The sequence below is a fragment of the Bacillus cereus group sp. N6 genome (genome assembly GCF_016483705.1).
Lineage (GTDB): Bacteria > Bacillota > Bacilli > Bacillales > Bacillaceae_G > Bacillus_A > Bacillus_A wiedmannii.
In genome coordinates, this window is sequence record NZ_JAEHBI010000038.1 from 39,972 (window position 1) to 55,623 (window position 15,652).

A 15,652-nucleotide genomic window follows, 5' to 3' on the forward strand; every position below is an offset into this window, starting at 1 on the left:
AACAAGTTCTATAACTTTTTTATTTAACCTATTTTCTTATTCTCACTAGCTGTTGGTTGAACTTCATTTTTTACTTTCACAATGCTAATGCCGTATCCGATCAGTCCGCCAATAAGTGCTGGTAAAATCCAACCTAATCCAACTTCATGCATTGGAAGTAACTTAGTAAGAATATCGTTCACTACTGCTAATTTCATACCAGCTGCATTTAATCCATCAAACATACTTACAATAAATGTTATTAATAAGCTACCTTGATACACTTCTGCTCGTCCTTTAAATAATGGATGAAGGAGTGTTAGGAAAATTAATACGATTGCTAATGGATAAATTGCGATTAATACTGGAACAGAAATTGCGATTAATTGTGTTAAACCTACATTCGCAACAACTGCACTGAACACTGATAATACAATTGCAATCTTTTTATATGAAATGTTCGGGAATAGCTTATGGAAGAATGAAGAACAAGCTGAGACTAGTCCAACACTAGTAGTTAAACATGCTGCTATAACCATAATTCCTAATATAATTCCACCGTATGACCCGAAATAATAATTTGAAACTTTTGCTAATACTGCACCACCGTTATCTAAATGACCAAGTTTTGCAACACTTGAAGCTCCCATAAATGAAAGTGCTGAGTAGATCATTGCTAAAATAGATGCAGCAATCAACGTTGCTTTTGCACAAACAATCATAATATCTTTTTTTGTTTTTGCGCCCTTTTCTTTAATCGCATTTATGATGATAATACCAAATACGAATGATGCTAACGTATCCATTGTTAAGTAACCTTCTTGGAATCCTTTAAAGAACGCATGTGATGTATACGCCTCTGCAGGTGCTTGCATTTCTCCCATTGGATGAATAAAAGCAAATACTACTAAAATTCCAATGAACGTTAATTTAATTGGCGTTAAGATTTTCCCTACAATATCGACAATTTTCGCGGGATTTAGCGAAAAAAAACAAGTAATGCTAAAGAATACAATTGTAAAAAGAATAAGTGCTGTAGAACTGAAACCTTCTGTTACAAACGGCTTAATACCAATTTCATAAGAAACACTGCCTGTTCTAGGAATAGCGAATAACGGACCAATTGCTAAGTATAAAATTGTCGTAAATACAATTCCGAATACTGGATGCACCCGGCTTGCTAACGATTGTAAATCCTCTTTACCTGAAATACCAAATGCTAATACTCCTAGCAACGGTAAACCTACACCTGTTACTAAAAATCCAGCGTTAGCAATCCATACATTCTCTCCTGCCGATTGACCAAGCATTGCCGGGAATATTAAATTTCCTGCTCCAAAAAATAGTGCGAATAACATTAATCCAATAACTACTATGAACGAAAACGGTACTTTGTTCGTCATAATATAACCTCCATTCCAATCCTTTTATCTCATTTCCATTTTTAACTAATTGAATTTTCTGAATATTTAACTTAAGTATCAACTATTCTTGACCTCATTATAGTTTGAAATATAATATTTTGCAATACTATTTTCAAACTTTTCTTTTATTTTATAAATATACATTTTTTAACATAGAAATAGACTAAAAAACCAACATGGTCATCCATGTTGGTTTTTTACATTTACTATCAATTAAAATTTCGCCGCTACTTTTTTAACGGTCTCTAAACCTTCTTCAACAATTTGTTGTGAACGATCTGGATATTGATTGTGCCCTTCAATTACAACAGTCTCTGGATTTGTAATTCCCCAGAACCCAAGCACATTCGTTACATAATTAACTGCCATTTCCATAGGAGCCATTTGTTCTGAAGAGTAATCTGAACCACGCGCACCTAATACAACGACTTTCTTATCGCCAGCTAAACCTACTGGGCCATTTGCTGTATATTTAAATGTTTTTCCAGCTTGAGATAAGTATGAAATATATGTGATTAATGGCGCTGGTACCGTGAAGTTCCATAGTGGGAACGCAAATACAACTTTATCAGCTTCTAAAAACTGATTTAAATATTGATCTACTGTTGCTACAGCCTTCTCTTCTTCTGCTGTTAATTCCATTCCTTGGCTACGTTTATATCCACCTGAAATAGCGACATTTCCATAATACGGAAGATCTAATGCAAATAAATCTAACTCCGTAATTTCTGTATTTGGGTTCGCTTCTTTATAAGCACTTACAAATGTTTCATACATTCTTGAACTAACTGCTTGCTCCGCTGGACGATCGTTTGCTTTTACAAATAATACTTTTGACATTGTTTTATTCTCCTCTACATTGTTATTTTCTTCTTTTTTACCAAATAATGAGCTAAATAATCCCATTTTCTTCACCTAAACTTTCTTATCATATTCATTATTCATCATCATAAAAATTCTTATTCTAATAAAGTGAAACTTTAATCAGTGGGGGAGTTCTTCATCCCCCACTGATTATTAGTTGAACCAATCGGGCTTTTATGGGCAGTTGATCTCCGCCTAACTTCTTTGCTTTCGCTGAATTCTGAGGTGGGGGTCTTACTGCCCATTAATGCGGGATAAAAAGTTCCAATTGATACCTTAAGTAAAACAATTAATACTTTTTGTTATTTAATTACCTTATGTAAGTAATTGTAATATAATCACTTACTTTAGTCGAGTAACTTTAAATAAAAAATAATATCTCGAATTAAAAATAATAAATACAATTCATACACCCATTGTAACTTTATTATTTGTATAATGAATGTAGAGAGGGCAATTCATATTCAGAAAGGATTTACTCATGAGCACTTTAGAAAAGATTCAAACTTTTATTATTCTTTTTGCTGTTACATGCGGCATCGTACTCGGACAATTTAATTTGATATATATGTATGCAGAACAATTTATTGTCCCCTTCTTATTTTTCATGCTGTATGGATTATTCCTCAGCATCCCATTGACAGAAATAAAAAATGGGTTCCGCAATTTAAAATTTGCAGGAACGAGCCTTACTATTAATTTTGTATGGACACCTTTACTCGCTTGGGGGTTAGGAGCACTATTTCTTTCTGATCATCCAGCACTTTGGGTTGGATTTATTATGTTAATGGTTACCCCTTGCACAGATTGGTACTTAATCTTTACTGAAATAGCAAAAGGAAATGTAGCACTTTCTACTTCAATTTTGCCTGTAAATTTAATATTGCAAGTACTGCTCCTTCCCATTTATTTATTTTTATTTGCTGGTGTCATGAAGACTGTAGCGGTTTCTGTTTTAGTAGAAAGTATTGTTATCGTAATCGTCTTACCATTTGTACTTGCACACGCTACAAAGTTCATTATGAATAAACTGAAAAAAACTGAAACACTCGAGAATAAACTCATTCCGTTTTTCAGCCCTGCGCAAATTGTATTTTTAAGTTTAGCAATCGTAGCGATGTTTGCATCACAAGGTAAATATTTACTACAAAATATGAACGTCGTTTTACTATTACTCATTCCTGTTCTATTGTTCTTCATCATTAATTTTGTACTAGGACAATTTATCGGTCGCATGATGCGTTTATCTTATAAAGATACAGTAAGTCTAAGCTTAACAACATTAGCAAGAAATTCACCTGTTGCACTCGCTATCGCTGTAACAGCTTTTCCAGACGAGCCCCTTATCGCACTTGCACTTGTTATTGGACCGTTGATTGAACTGCCAGTACTTGCCTGTGTTTCACAAGTGTTGTTACTTATTAAGAAAAAACAGCAATATACATAAAAAAACGTCCTACTTTAGGACGTTTTTTTATTGTCGAGAAATTATAGAAGTAATGATAATTATCAGCTCTAAGGATTTTATACGTTATAGACAATTAGCTTGTCGTTACATTAACAAAACCCTTCTAATTAAACATTATAGGAAAAGTAAATATAACGAAAGCTGCCCAAAGTCCGTAGATTGGCAAATACTTCGTAACAGCATCTTGGATAGCTGTTGGTCCTGATTTGTTTTGTAGAAAACGCATATAGGAAAACATAATCCAAATGAGATTTGCCCAGATCAGTATGTTTACACCTAAAACAGCAAGTCTATTAGGTGTAATCCCGTAAGAAGAAAGTCTGAATACGATGGCTGACAATGCGACAGTGTCAATAATAAGTGCCAGAACAATTAAGGAAAAATTTATATAATCTGAAATGCTCTTTTTCTCGTCTGAATCACTCTCAACGATAGAAAATATAGTAACAGCCAATACACCAAGGAGTATTCCGTTAAAGGCCATTAGGAAATTACGATCCAAGAATGGATTTTTCCCGACCCAAATTACCGTTATAAGATAAATAAACAATGTGATCAGGACGAGAGGACTAAAAATTTTAGATATGTATGGTGTAATATTTTTAGCAAGTTTAAGATTCAATGATACTAAGTATGCAGCCACTACAGCGAGAGCGGCAGCTCCAAATAAAACAACATTACTAAAATAGAACTCTCCTATATCCAAGTCAACAAAGCTAAATAATCGCATGGTGAATAATGCTAGTATCATTCCGCTCACTGCCATGCTCGCATAGAGAAGACCGTATTCTAAATTAAATTTAATATATGCTAATCTTGTACTACCTTTTGAATATTCATTTCCCGTAAACGCAAGCCCCAATAAGACCCATAACAATATAGGAAGATGTAAATACGCAAGGATACTGCTGTCTTTATAATTTAATGGCAATATATTAAGATACAACCCGGCAATTAGGAACAACGCTGCAAGTAAGTAAATAATACTTTTTTTCGGAGTATTATTGTAAATAAAATAAGCAGCAATAAAGGGAATTACACCAAAAGCCAAGTTAATTGGAGCAATTGCTTCCTGCTCGACAAAGTGGAAAATGATTCTAGTGCTTAGCCCAGCTAGAATAGCTAACATGCCCATGAATAAGAAACCTTTTTGAAACAGCGATATTTTTTCTTTATTTGCCGTCTCCTTGAAACTCAATCTTTCATACCAAGCAGCTAGAAGCTGAGAATCAGGGTTTTCATCCCATACTTGTGAGAATGACTTTTTAAAAGCTTTCGGGTCTTTTCTATACATTCTCTCCAACTCATGAGGGTTATCCATATTTTCAATAATCAAATTGTGATTGTTCATAGTTTTACCTCCTCTAATAAAAAACAGCGTTGTTAACTTTCTATAAAAAGCACCTCACTGATTTATTATGATATTGATTTTAATACACAATTTATTGTTTTACAATAAATATTTATCAATTACAAAGATTTTTTTATTGTATATTTTATTTTAAATAAAAATATATAGTACTACTTATTCAAAAAAACATCCTATAGAATAGACTTTTTTAAGTGTCTATTCTATAGGATACAGTTTAATTATCATATTTTTTTATTTGTTGAAACCACTTAATTCTCAAACACAAAATTAATCTTATTATCTTTCCACTCTAACATCGCATCAAATGTTTTCTCGCCTTTTTTAAAGCCTTTTATTAAATCGGTCTTTTCACCTTTTAAAAGTTTTGTCATATTCTTTTGCGAAATTGTTTTGCTTAATATTTTCTTTGAGATTGTAAAGTCACATTGTGTCGTGTTGTAATTAGAACAACCGTAAAACGTTGACTTATCGATCACATCGCCATCACATTTTTTACAGCTACCAACCTTTTTACCTGTTGTAAATTTCGATCCTTTTCGCTCAATCGATTCAACATGTAATCCAGTAAAATCCCATTTCTCTGACATTTCCACTGCATCTTCAATAATTTTAGCTGATAGCTTTTTCGTTTGTTCCATAAATGTAGCTGGTGATGCTGTGCCTTCACCAATTTCCGCAAGGCGTTGCTCCCATTTCGCTGTCATTTCTGGTGAAGCTAGTATTTTATCACCGATTGCGGTAATTAATACTTTCCCTTTATCGGTTGCATACACTTGGTTCTTCTGCACATCTATATATTTACGGTCTTTCAGCATAGTAATAATACCTGCACGCGTTGCCTCAGTACCTAAACCTTCTGTTTTCTTTAATACTTTCTCCAGCTCTTCATTTTCTAAATACTTACCGGCCGTTTTCATTAACGTAATAAGTTGTCCTTCTGTATAACGCTTCGGCGGCTGTGTTTTTCCTTCTTTCACTTTCACCTTTACAACTTTTCCTTGTTCACCTTCTGCGACAATTGGAAGAATTGTTTCGTCATCTTTATCGTCTTGGAAAATAACTTTACGCCAACCTTCTTGAATTTGCTGTTTTCCTTTTGAAATGAATTCAGCACGTTCGTCTACAAGAGTTGTAATCGTTGTGTAGTCAAAGATTGCTACTTCATAATGCGCCGCAATCAGTCTTCTTACGATCATATCGTAAATTTTCTTTTCATCACCTGATAGTTTGCTTGGATTTGTAACTTGCTCTGTCGGTATAATTGCATAGTGATCTGTAACTTTTTTTTCATTCACATAACGCTTATTATTCATAATCGATTCAATTGGTGCTGGCAATAAACCTTTATATTCATCAAACTGACTTAACTTCTGTAAAATATCAGGGAACGTCGCTGCTTCTCCTTGTGTAACATAGTTAGAATCCGAACGCGGATAAGAAACTATCCCTTTTTGATATAGTGCTTGTGTTATATCAAGCGTCTTTTTCGGTGAAAATTTAAAAGCTTTATTAGCTGTCGCTTGCAGTGCTGATAAATTAAATAAAAACGGGGGCTGAAACTCTTTACGCTCCGTTTTCATTTCTTTTACTACAGCCGGTTTACCTTGGCAAAATGCTGCAATTTTATTTGCCATATCAGGGTCTTTTAAGCGGGATTCACTATCCTTCTCCCATTTCCCCTCATACTTCTTTCCTTCTATATTAAAGGTTGCGAACACTTCCCAAAACGGCTCAGACTTAAAGTTTTCTATTTCTTTTTCACGCTTTACAATTAATGCGAGTGTCGGTGTTTGTACACGACCAGCTGAAAATACATCGTTCATTCCTTTTTTCTTTAGCAAAATACTAAAGACACGTGACGCATTCATACCAACGACCCAATCCGCACATGACCTTGTATACGCCTCATAGTACGTATTGATTGTATCTGCTTCATCTAATAAATTTTTAAATCCCTGATATATAGCTTGTTTCGTTAAAGATGAAATCCAAAGACGTTTCATCGGCTTTTGCACGTTACAAAGATTTATAATGTTTCGTACGATTAATTCCCCTTCGCGACCAGCATCGCCCGCGTGAATAATTTCTGTTACCTGAGGGTTATGTAACAACTGTTTCACAACGTTAAATTGCTTATACTTTGACTTTGTTACCTCAAACTGAAAACGCTCTGGAATCATCGGTAACGTATTTAGTGACCATTTCTTCCACTCAGCGTGATAATGTTCTGGATTACATAACTGCGTCAAATGACCAATTGCCCATGTACAGTACGCTCCATTTGGAAATAACTCATTCGCTTCTACTTCTAAATATCCATCTTTCCGGCGATATTTAAATTGTGAAACAAGAGCCAAACCTTGATCTGGTTTCTCGGCAATAATTAATTTCATTTTATAACTCCCTATCTGTATTCCAGTGTTACTTTCATTGTCTATCTGTTTAGAGGCGATGATAAAAGAACAATCTTATTTATCATTCGCGGGTTACTCCCAGTAATGGGATAACTATAATATTATACGCTTATTCTTTATGGCTTCACAATAGAAACTCATTATATAACAATTTCTTTCTCATGCTTACAAATAAAAAAGATGCTCAAAAAATCAAGCACCTACTTACTTACATTTATTAAATTGTGCAGATAATATGCAGATATAAATAAGCATAAGTAATCTCCATACGAACATATGATGAAATGAACGATAGGACAGGGAGGTATCATAATGTTCGCTTACACATCGACTGCCTTAACACTTTGTTGTATCTCGATTCTTATTACATCATATATTTCTAAACGTAACGGTACCCTAATGGAGTATATGGTATTTATTATGTCTTTTAGTATGAGTATGGGTTTAAGTATAGGTTTTTATTTAGGTATTCTTTTTAAAGGAGAATTATTATATTCTACATTGCTTGCTATTTTGATTAGTGGTTGTATCGGTTTTTTAGTCGGTCTACGTTTTCACCTATTTACTGCTTTAGAAGGAATGTTCTCTGGATTAATGGCAAGTATGATGGGAGCAATGATTACAGAAATGTTAAATGCTCAACAAGCTCATAGTATACTGTTCATTAGTCTCTTACTTACGATAACAATAACTATGTCATGTATAATTCAACTTTTATCAGAAACCTTTTCTGCTTTTATCCAAAGGCGTTTTTTGTTATTACTTTCAATTAGTGTAGCAATTATCGTTGCCGTATTCGTGACATTCCCAGATCATACTCCCCCATCTTCACCCGGGCATGATCAACATATACATTGACACTTGCACCGAAAATGAATAAGCAGCTATCCATAGGATAACTGCTTCATTTTATTCTGGCTTATTAGGAATGTTTGGGTTTGGAACATAATCAGATTTATAATCTGTATATTTCACTTCTGTTACCATCCCGGCGGAAGCATGGTGTAAATCATGACAGTGGAACATCCAATCACCCGGATTATCTGCTACAAAGGCTACTTCATATTCTTCACCTGGTTTTAGGTTCAAAGTATCTTTCACAATTGGAGAACCTTCTATCGGTTTTCCATCTTTACTCAACACCTGGAAGAAGTGACCATGTAAATGCATCGGATGATCGTCCATTTTAGAACGATTTACCAATTTTACTTTTACTAAATCACCCTTTTTTACTGGAATCGGGTCAATGTCTGGAAATACCTTTCCGTTAATTGTATATACCATTTCATTTCCATTCATTTGCGTATTCAAGTCCATATTATATGTGGCAGTATACTGCTGATTTAACGTGAAACTACCTAGTTTTTTAGCACCATATTTCGTCATATCTAATTTCGATAATTTTTCTTTTTCATCTGCTTTATCTTTCATCTCTTTGCTGCCATCATATTCAATAACAGCTTTCATTCCTTTTGCACCTTTATTTGCTGAATGGTCTTCAACATACCATTTCCCAGGATTATTAGCAGTAAATTCAATATCATAACGTTCACCAGGTGCGATTGAAATTACTTGATCCTTTATAACTTTTGGATCGTTTATTGGTTGACCATCTGTCGCAATTACTTTTATATCATGACCGTGAACGTGTATATCATGTGATAGATAACCAGCATTAACGAGTCGAAGACGGACTTTATCCCCCTTATTCACTTTTAATGGTTCTACTAAATCCCCGCTTTTACCATTGATTGTGAATAAGTCATACATACTCATATCATGGCCTTCCATCTTCATATTTCCATGGTCCATTCCTGTCATATTACTAGAGTCTTTTTTATCACTGCCCATGTCCATACCGGAATGATCCATGCCGTTCTTATCTTCATTCTTTTTCGTATTTTCATTATCCTTAGATTTATTACCTTTTTGCCCTTTTGTCATTTCTTTTAACTGTTTATTAATCTCTTCTTTATCTGTTACCCATTCATCTAACATTACTGTGTAATCTTTATCATATTTTTCCTTTGTATCTTCTACAATGAGCGCTCCATACAAACCTCTATCTAATTGATTTACAGAATCTTGATGTGAATGATACCAATACGTTCCTGGTACGTTCGCTTCAAACTCATAGGTGAAACTTTTTCCAGATTCAATCGCATCTTGCGTCACACCTGGAATTCCATCCATATTATTTGGGACAGGATACCCATGCCAATGAATAGATACTGGTGCAGATAGTTCATTTTTTAATGTCACTTTCACCTTTTCGCCTTTTTTCACCCGAATTTCTGGACCAGGAGATGAGCCATTAAATGTCCAGACTGGAACAATAACACCGTTACTTAATTTTTGCTTTTCTTCTTTCGCTATTAAAGTAACTTCTGGTCCTATTTCAACTTTCAATGGTTTTGTAGCCGTTTCAGTCTGTGGTGTTTTTTTATCGTTCATATTTTTATGATCATTTGTTGTATTTGTGGTCGCAGAACATGCAGCAATTAAAGATATGACAGAGACTGTAACTGCCGTTAACACAAATCTCTTCATGGAAACCCCTCCTTTTTCTTTTTCAAAATCATTATAAAAAATGATTTTCAAGAAAATATGGAGATATGCAATGAGCTAAATAAAAAGACGCCCAAAATTGAGCGCCTCTTCTAATGGTTATTTCGTAACAACTTCATCTTTTTTTATATTTACATTGTTTTCTCTCATAAACGCTTCAATCTCTTCAACTTCTCTAATAATATCTTTTGACAAGTTTTCATGTCCGTCTTTCGTTACAAGAATGTCATCTTCAATACGAATTCCAATTGCTTCTTCTTCAATATAAAGACCAGGTTCAATTGTTATAACCATGCCTTCTTCTAACACTCTATCTTTATATGTTCCTACATCATGCGTATCTAAACCAAGGAAATGGCTAACACCATGATAATAGTATTTTGATAACTCTTCGTCTTCTTGAATTAAACCAATTTCTTTACACTCTTCTGCTAGTACCTTTTTTGTATGCTCATTTAATGCAGCAAACTTTACTCCTGGCTTAATGAGTTTCGTTGTTTCTTTCAATGCTTTTAATACAATATTATACATTTGTTTTTGGCGACTAGAGAATGTTCCATTTGCCGGGAATGTATAACTAATATCAGCGTTATAGTAGTCTTTTTGAGCGCCTAAATCTAGCAGTACTAAATCACCATTTTGAATTTGTGCATCATTGTCTTCATAATGAAGAACTGTAGCATTTTTCCCACTTGCCAAAATTGTATTGAATGCATGATGCTTAATACCAGATGACTTCAATGTGAAATCAAACTGAGCTTCTAATTCATACTCCATCATGTCTGCTTTTGCATGCTTAAGTACGTTGTAAATACCCTCTTTCGTTACAGCAATTGCTTCTTTTATGATTTCAATTTCTTCTTCTGTTTTAAACACTCGTAATTCACAAATATTCGGATATACATTACCAACTAAAACGTGTGGATACTGTTCTCTTACATGTTTAGCAAAAGCAAGCGTTTTTGTCTCCGTACCATTCCACTCACGACGCTCTAAATCTAAATATAGATGCTTCACATTTTCTGTAAAAAGTATATTTGACATTGTCTTTTCAAAGCTATCTAAATATACAACTTTCTTTATACCTGAAATTTTCTCTGCTTCTTTGTTAGAAACTGTTTTACCGACCCATTTTTCCATGACTGGATCCGATTTTTCAATGAACAGTGTTTCTTCAACACTATTTCCAAACTTCTTCAACATGAAAATAACATTTGGTTCCTCGATTCCTGTTACATAGTAAAAATTTCGATTCGGCACAAATTTATAATGTGCATCCGCTGACATATGAGGTGCTTGTCCAGCAAATAAAATAGTAATAGATTCATCTGGTAATGTGTTTACTAATCGTTCTCTATTTTGAGCAAAAAATGTTGATTTCATAATAATCCCCCTAGCGTTCTATGTATACTTGTAAATCTAATTACCCAATACAATTCATTTTATTATTGTTATAATTTTTCGTCAATTGATAGTACTCATATAAAAAGGAAAATTTTCATTACTAGAGCCCATTCCAATCTAAATGATGCATACCACTCCACAATTTCTTGACATTTATTCCATATACTTAAAATCTCATATATAGGAAAGGAGCTACAACTTTGAAATATTATGTAGCAACAGGGATAGCAATTACTTCTTTATTCATCATTACAGGATGTTCTAGCAACGCCGAAACAGCACCAGTGAAGAAAGACACGGTGCAATCTCAACGAAAACATACAGAAACAGTAAATACGAGTCCGCAAAACTTCTATAAGGAAACTACATCTGGAAAAATCGAGCACATTCATGGAATTGGCTATGCAGGAAATATGCCCGGAGTTTCTATTGCCACTCACAGTGGTATAAAAGTTTATCAAAATGGAAAATGGTTTGAAACTAAGACTGAGCTACATGATTATATGGGGTTTCAGGCAACAAAGAACGGATTCTTTGCCAGCGGCCATCCTGAACCAGGTGCAAATTTAAAAAATCCTTTAGGATTAATGAAAAGTTCTGATGGCGGTAATACCCTCGAGAAGCTAGCGTTTTATGGAGAATCTGATTTTCACAACCTTGCTGTTGGATATAATACGGAAGCAATTTATTTATACAATGAGCGTCCAAATTCTAAATTACAACAAGGTTTTTATTTCAGTACGAACAACGGACAAGATTGGAAAAATAGTAAGTTAAAAGGTCTTTCAAGTACAATTCATTCCTTTTCCGTACATCCTGATCAATCTAGTGTAGTCGCGGTAAGTGCTAAAGATGGTGTTTACTTATCTACAGATTACGGAAATACATTTGAACTATTCACTACATCACTTGAATCGACAGCAGTTACATTAAGTAATGAAGATGTTTTTTACGCCCCTATCAATAAGCAAATGATAACGAAGAAATCAATTGCTACAAATGAAGAAACAAACATACAAACTCCATCTTTAGATTCTAAAGATGCAATTATGTACATATCACAAAATCCTCAAAATTCATCTGAAATAGTATTTGCTACAATGAAAGCAAATGTGTTCCTTTCTACAGATGAGGGGAAAACTTGGAAGCAGATTACGAAAGAAGGAGCATTTCAATTTAATTAGAAAGGTGAATATAACGTGTTTTCAACAATTAGCGAGTGGAGTTATCAACTCATGTCTCCTTTAATGGATGTCGCGAATACTACGAAATCAATTCCTCTTTTATTTGCATTTTTATTAGGCATTGTAGGTACCCTTGCTCCTTGCCAATTAACAGGAAACATTAGCGCTATTACACTTTATGGGAATCAATCTTTACAAAAGGGACATGCATGGAAACATATATTGTTATTCATTTTAGGAAAAATAATAGCTTTTACGACACTTGGACTATTAGTATGGTTTTTAGGAAAAGAGATTCAGCAAATATTAACTTTGTATTTCCCATGGTTACGAAAAATAATTGGACCTTTATTAATTTTAATGGGGCTAATGTTGGCAGGTATTATAAAAGGAAGAAGTTTCTTCTCGATCAAATTTATACGAAAACAAAATGAGGTTGGCTCATTTTTACTTGGATTCTTCTTTTCCTTAGCTTTCTGTCCGACTATGTTCGTTCTATTTTTCGGAACGTTAATCCCTTTATCTTTCTCATATAATTATGGTTACTTGTTTCCGACATTCTTTTCGATAGGAACTGCTCTCCCTATCGTTATATTAATGTTCATCATTTCCTACCTTGGATTAAATGGAGCACTACTTAAAAAGAGCCGAAAAATAGGAAAACACATTCAACTTATAGCAGGGGTACTACTCATTTTAGTCGGAATTTATGATATATCCTTATATTGGGTATAAATAAAAAAGGTAAGTTCAAGTGATTTGAACTTACCTTTTTTACAAATTATATTTCACTCTTCTGCATGCCCTTTTGTTTCATCTCCCACTTCTTATACAATAGTACTGCACCAAATAAAAATACCCCTGCAATGAATGAACCTACTGGTAACATTTTTATCATTTCATCAGGAAATACGAGCGGAAGTAAGGGAAATGCATACGCTGCTGGAATACGTACTCCAACTATTTTTAATAAAATAAGCATTAATATCATATTGAATAAAGCAACTACAATCCATGAATCAATTGCAAAATACAATAAAGTTCCAACAGTTGCTGATGTAGTTAATACTACTATTTGTTTAAATGCCATTTTTTCATTGTACATCGGTTTTTGAAGTGATTCATACACAACGACTAGAATTGGCGGAATAACCGCTAATTGTTCATAACCAGTTATCCAACATAAACTGATCCAAACGAAATTTAGTATTAGAAATACAGTCATATATTTATACTGTATATTCACTTTTCGCTCAATACCGTTATTCAATTTAAAAATAAGAACACCAATCATTAAAATAAATGTCAAAACGAAGACTGAGATAACAAATGACCATTCCGTCGCATTTGTTACTAATGGTAATAAACCTGTCGCAATAGATGGTGCTAAATTGGACTGAATAACACGTAAAAACAGCATCATCAATACAAGCGTTAAGCTTACTTTCCCTAAATAGGCTATATCCATTTGATTCACCATAAAACCAATTACAGCTGTTATTGACGGTGCAATAAAGATTTTTTCTGGTTGTCTTAGCCATCCCGGCTCACGGTATGCCCATAAAGCGATTGCCATTGCCGCTATTTCCGGCAAAATGACTTCTGGATCATTTAATAACACACCTGCTATTACCATGGCTAAAATAAATAAAATAGCAATCGTATATGAGATGATTGTTTCTTTCTTTGAAATTACTGCATTCATTATTACATACTCCTTTTTGCTTATTACTCTCATAAAGTAAAATAATAACTTTATATACCCTACTTAGGTATTGTATATTAACATCTTCCCTATTTCAAGTATTTGTAGTTTTTTCATTCTTTATCACCCCACACACTTACAAAACAATGAATGTTTATAAGCATTGACACTTATTAAAAGATACGTTACAATAACTATACATTAGTAAGTAACTAATGTAATTAATTAAAACTAGAGGTGAATCAAATGAAAAACATTTTATTCCGTATTAACGAATTATCAAAAAAAGAAAAAGCATCTGGATTAACAGTTGATGAAAAACAAGAACAACAAATGCTGCGTCAAAACTATACAAAAACATTTCGTGGAAGCTTAGATTCCATTTTATTAAACACAAAAATTGTTGATCAACATGGTCTTAACGTTACACCAGCCGCATTACAAGATGCTCAAATACGTTTAAAATTAAGCAAATGAAATCAAAGCTAAAAAAACAATCGTATAAAACATAAAAAGAGCCGGAATTCCTATTTAGAAATTCCAGCTCTTTTTATTGTCTTTTCCAATTTAACATATGAGCGATACATCGCAATTCTCCACGACACAATCATCGCAAATGCAAGTAAGAAAAACATTCCGCTTAACTCTGCTAAATCAATTGATTGACTTAAATACGATTTTAACGCTACTCGTACAGCCAATAAGCCTACTAAAATAAATATGAATGCTTTTGACGGTTTCATATATATATGTTCGTTTCTTATTTCAAACTTAGTTGTTTTAATAAGAAATATAGAGAAAATAAGTCCTATACTAATCGCCTCTACTATTTCTAACGATGTTAATCGAAACTCCGGTAAGAAGTACATCATTGCGCCAGTACTCATAAAAATTGGCGGTAATATAATTTTCTTTTTCGTTACCGGTTTTTTCGCTGCTTTAAAGCGAAGAAACATGACACCAACCGCCATACAAACTGCTACAATACTTGATAAAAGTGCTATCATACTATCCACTCCTATCTATATAATAAACCTATAATTAAGTAAATAAATGCTGCATTATATAATTTCTTCATTTTATTCCTCCTGCTGTAAACTTTCCATATTCGCTGCAATCATTTTACACAAAGTTTATGAACGGAATATGAACAAAATATTACATTCAACTTTTGAAAATAAAAAAGCCATTCCACAATTGGAGGTGCAGTTTTTTGTATGACAAAATTTACGAAGGATTCAAAGTTAAAGTTCGTCCAAAGATTTAATCC

General features: G+C 33.6%; 13 protein-coding genes. 5 read left to right on the plus strand and 8 right to left on the minus strand.

Annotated features, from left to right (window positions below; genetic code table 11):
• Positions 1–23: 23 nt before the first annotated feature.
• Positions 24–1,382, minus strand: a complete 1,359-nt coding sequence (gene brnQ, locus JDS99_RS22380; RefSeq protein ID WP_199695729.1) for a branched-chain amino acid transport system II carrier protein — start codon at positions 1,380–1,382, stop codon at positions 24–26.
• Positions 1,383–1,616: 234 nt separating this feature from the next.
• Positions 1,617–2,309: an FMN-dependent NADH-azoreductase gene (locus JDS99_RS22385; protein ID WP_199695730.1), complete on the minus strand. Its 693-nt coding sequence runs from the start codon at positions 2,307–2,309 to the stop codon at positions 1,617–1,619.
• Between the two features lie 439 nt (positions 2,310–2,748).
• Here JDS99_RS22385 and JDS99_RS22390 point away from each other — a divergent pair, with 439 nt between their 5' ends.
• Positions 2,749–3,714 (plus strand): arsenic resistance protein, encoded by a 966-nt coding sequence (locus tag JDS99_RS22390; RefSeq protein WP_199695731.1) that lies wholly within the window; start codon positions 2,749–2,751, stop codon positions 3,712–3,714.
• Positions 3,715–3,838: 124 nt separating this feature from the next.
• Here JDS99_RS22390 and JDS99_RS22395 read toward each other — a convergent pair whose 3' ends face one another.
• Both JDS99_RS22395 and topB read right to left on the minus strand, forming a co-directional pair.
• Positions 3,839–5,086, minus strand: coding sequence for a DUF4153 domain-containing protein (locus tag JDS99_RS22395; RefSeq protein WP_199695732.1), 1,248 nt, complete (start codon positions 5,084–5,086; stop codon positions 3,839–3,841).
• Positions 5,087–5,355: 269 nt separating this feature from the next.
• A complete protein-coding gene (gene topB / locus JDS99_RS22400) occupies positions 5,356–7,500 on the minus strand; it encodes a DNA topoisomerase III (protein ID WP_088063034.1) in 2,145 nt (714 codons plus the stop codon).
• A 333-nt stretch (positions 7,501–7,833) separates the two neighbouring features.
• On the opposite strand from topB, the gene JDS99_RS22405 reads away from it, so the two are divergent.
• On the plus strand, positions 7,834–8,379 hold the full coding sequence (locus JDS99_RS22405) for a hypothetical protein (RefSeq protein ID WP_199695733.1): 546 nt from the start codon (positions 7,834–7,836) through the stop codon (positions 8,377–8,379).
• Positions 8,380–8,430: 51 nt separating this feature from the next.
• Here JDS99_RS22405 and JDS99_RS22410 read toward each other — a convergent pair whose 3' ends face one another.
• Complete coding sequence (locus JDS99_RS22410) at positions 8,431–10,071, minus strand: multicopper oxidase family protein (RefSeq protein ID WP_199695734.1); 1,641 nt, start codon at positions 10,069–10,071, stop codon at positions 8,431–8,433.
• Between the two features lie 117 nt (positions 10,072–10,188).
• On the minus strand, positions 10,189–11,472 hold the full coding sequence (locus JDS99_RS22415) for an aminopeptidase P family protein (RefSeq protein ID WP_098133639.1): 1,284 nt from the start codon (positions 11,470–11,472) through the stop codon (positions 10,189–10,191).
• Between the two features lie 221 nt (positions 11,473–11,693).
• On the opposite strand from JDS99_RS22415, the gene JDS99_RS22420 reads away from it, so the two are divergent.
• Together JDS99_RS22420 and JDS99_RS22425 are read left to right on the plus strand one after the other, a co-directional pair.
• The gene (locus tag JDS99_RS22420; RefSeq protein ID WP_199695735.1) at positions 11,694–12,677 is read left to right on the plus strand and encodes a F510_1955 family glycosylhydrolase; all 984 of its coding nucleotides are present in this window, start codon (positions 11,694–11,696) and stop codon (positions 12,675–12,677) included.
• Between the two features lie 15 nt (positions 12,678–12,692).
• A complete protein-coding gene (locus JDS99_RS22425) occupies positions 12,693–13,412 on the plus strand; it encodes an urease accessory protein UreH domain-containing protein (protein ID WP_220389180.1) in 720 nt (239 codons plus the stop codon).
• A 46-nt stretch (positions 13,413–13,458) separates the two neighbouring features.
• Here the strand turns inward: JDS99_RS22425 and JDS99_RS22430 are convergent, their stop codons facing one another.
• Entirely contained in the window at positions 13,459–14,382 is a 924-nt protein-coding gene (locus tag JDS99_RS22430; protein ID WP_199695736.1) for an HPP family protein, read from the minus strand.
• A gap of 246 nt (positions 14,383–14,628) precedes the next feature.
• On the opposite strand from JDS99_RS22430, the gene JDS99_RS22435 reads away from it, so the two are divergent.
• The gene (locus JDS99_RS22435; protein WP_000789775.1) at positions 14,629–14,859 is read left to right on the plus strand and encodes a DUF896 domain-containing protein; all 231 of its coding nucleotides are present in this window, start codon (positions 14,629–14,631) and stop codon (positions 14,857–14,859) included.
• Between the two features lie 50 nt (positions 14,860–14,909).
• On the opposite strand, the gene JDS99_RS22440 is transcribed toward JDS99_RS22435, so the two are convergent.
• Positions 14,910–15,389: a CcdC family protein gene (locus JDS99_RS22440; protein ID WP_088063026.1), complete on the minus strand. Its 480-nt coding sequence runs from the start codon at positions 15,387–15,389 to the stop codon at positions 14,910–14,912.
• Positions 15,390–15,652 lie beyond the last annotated feature (263 nt).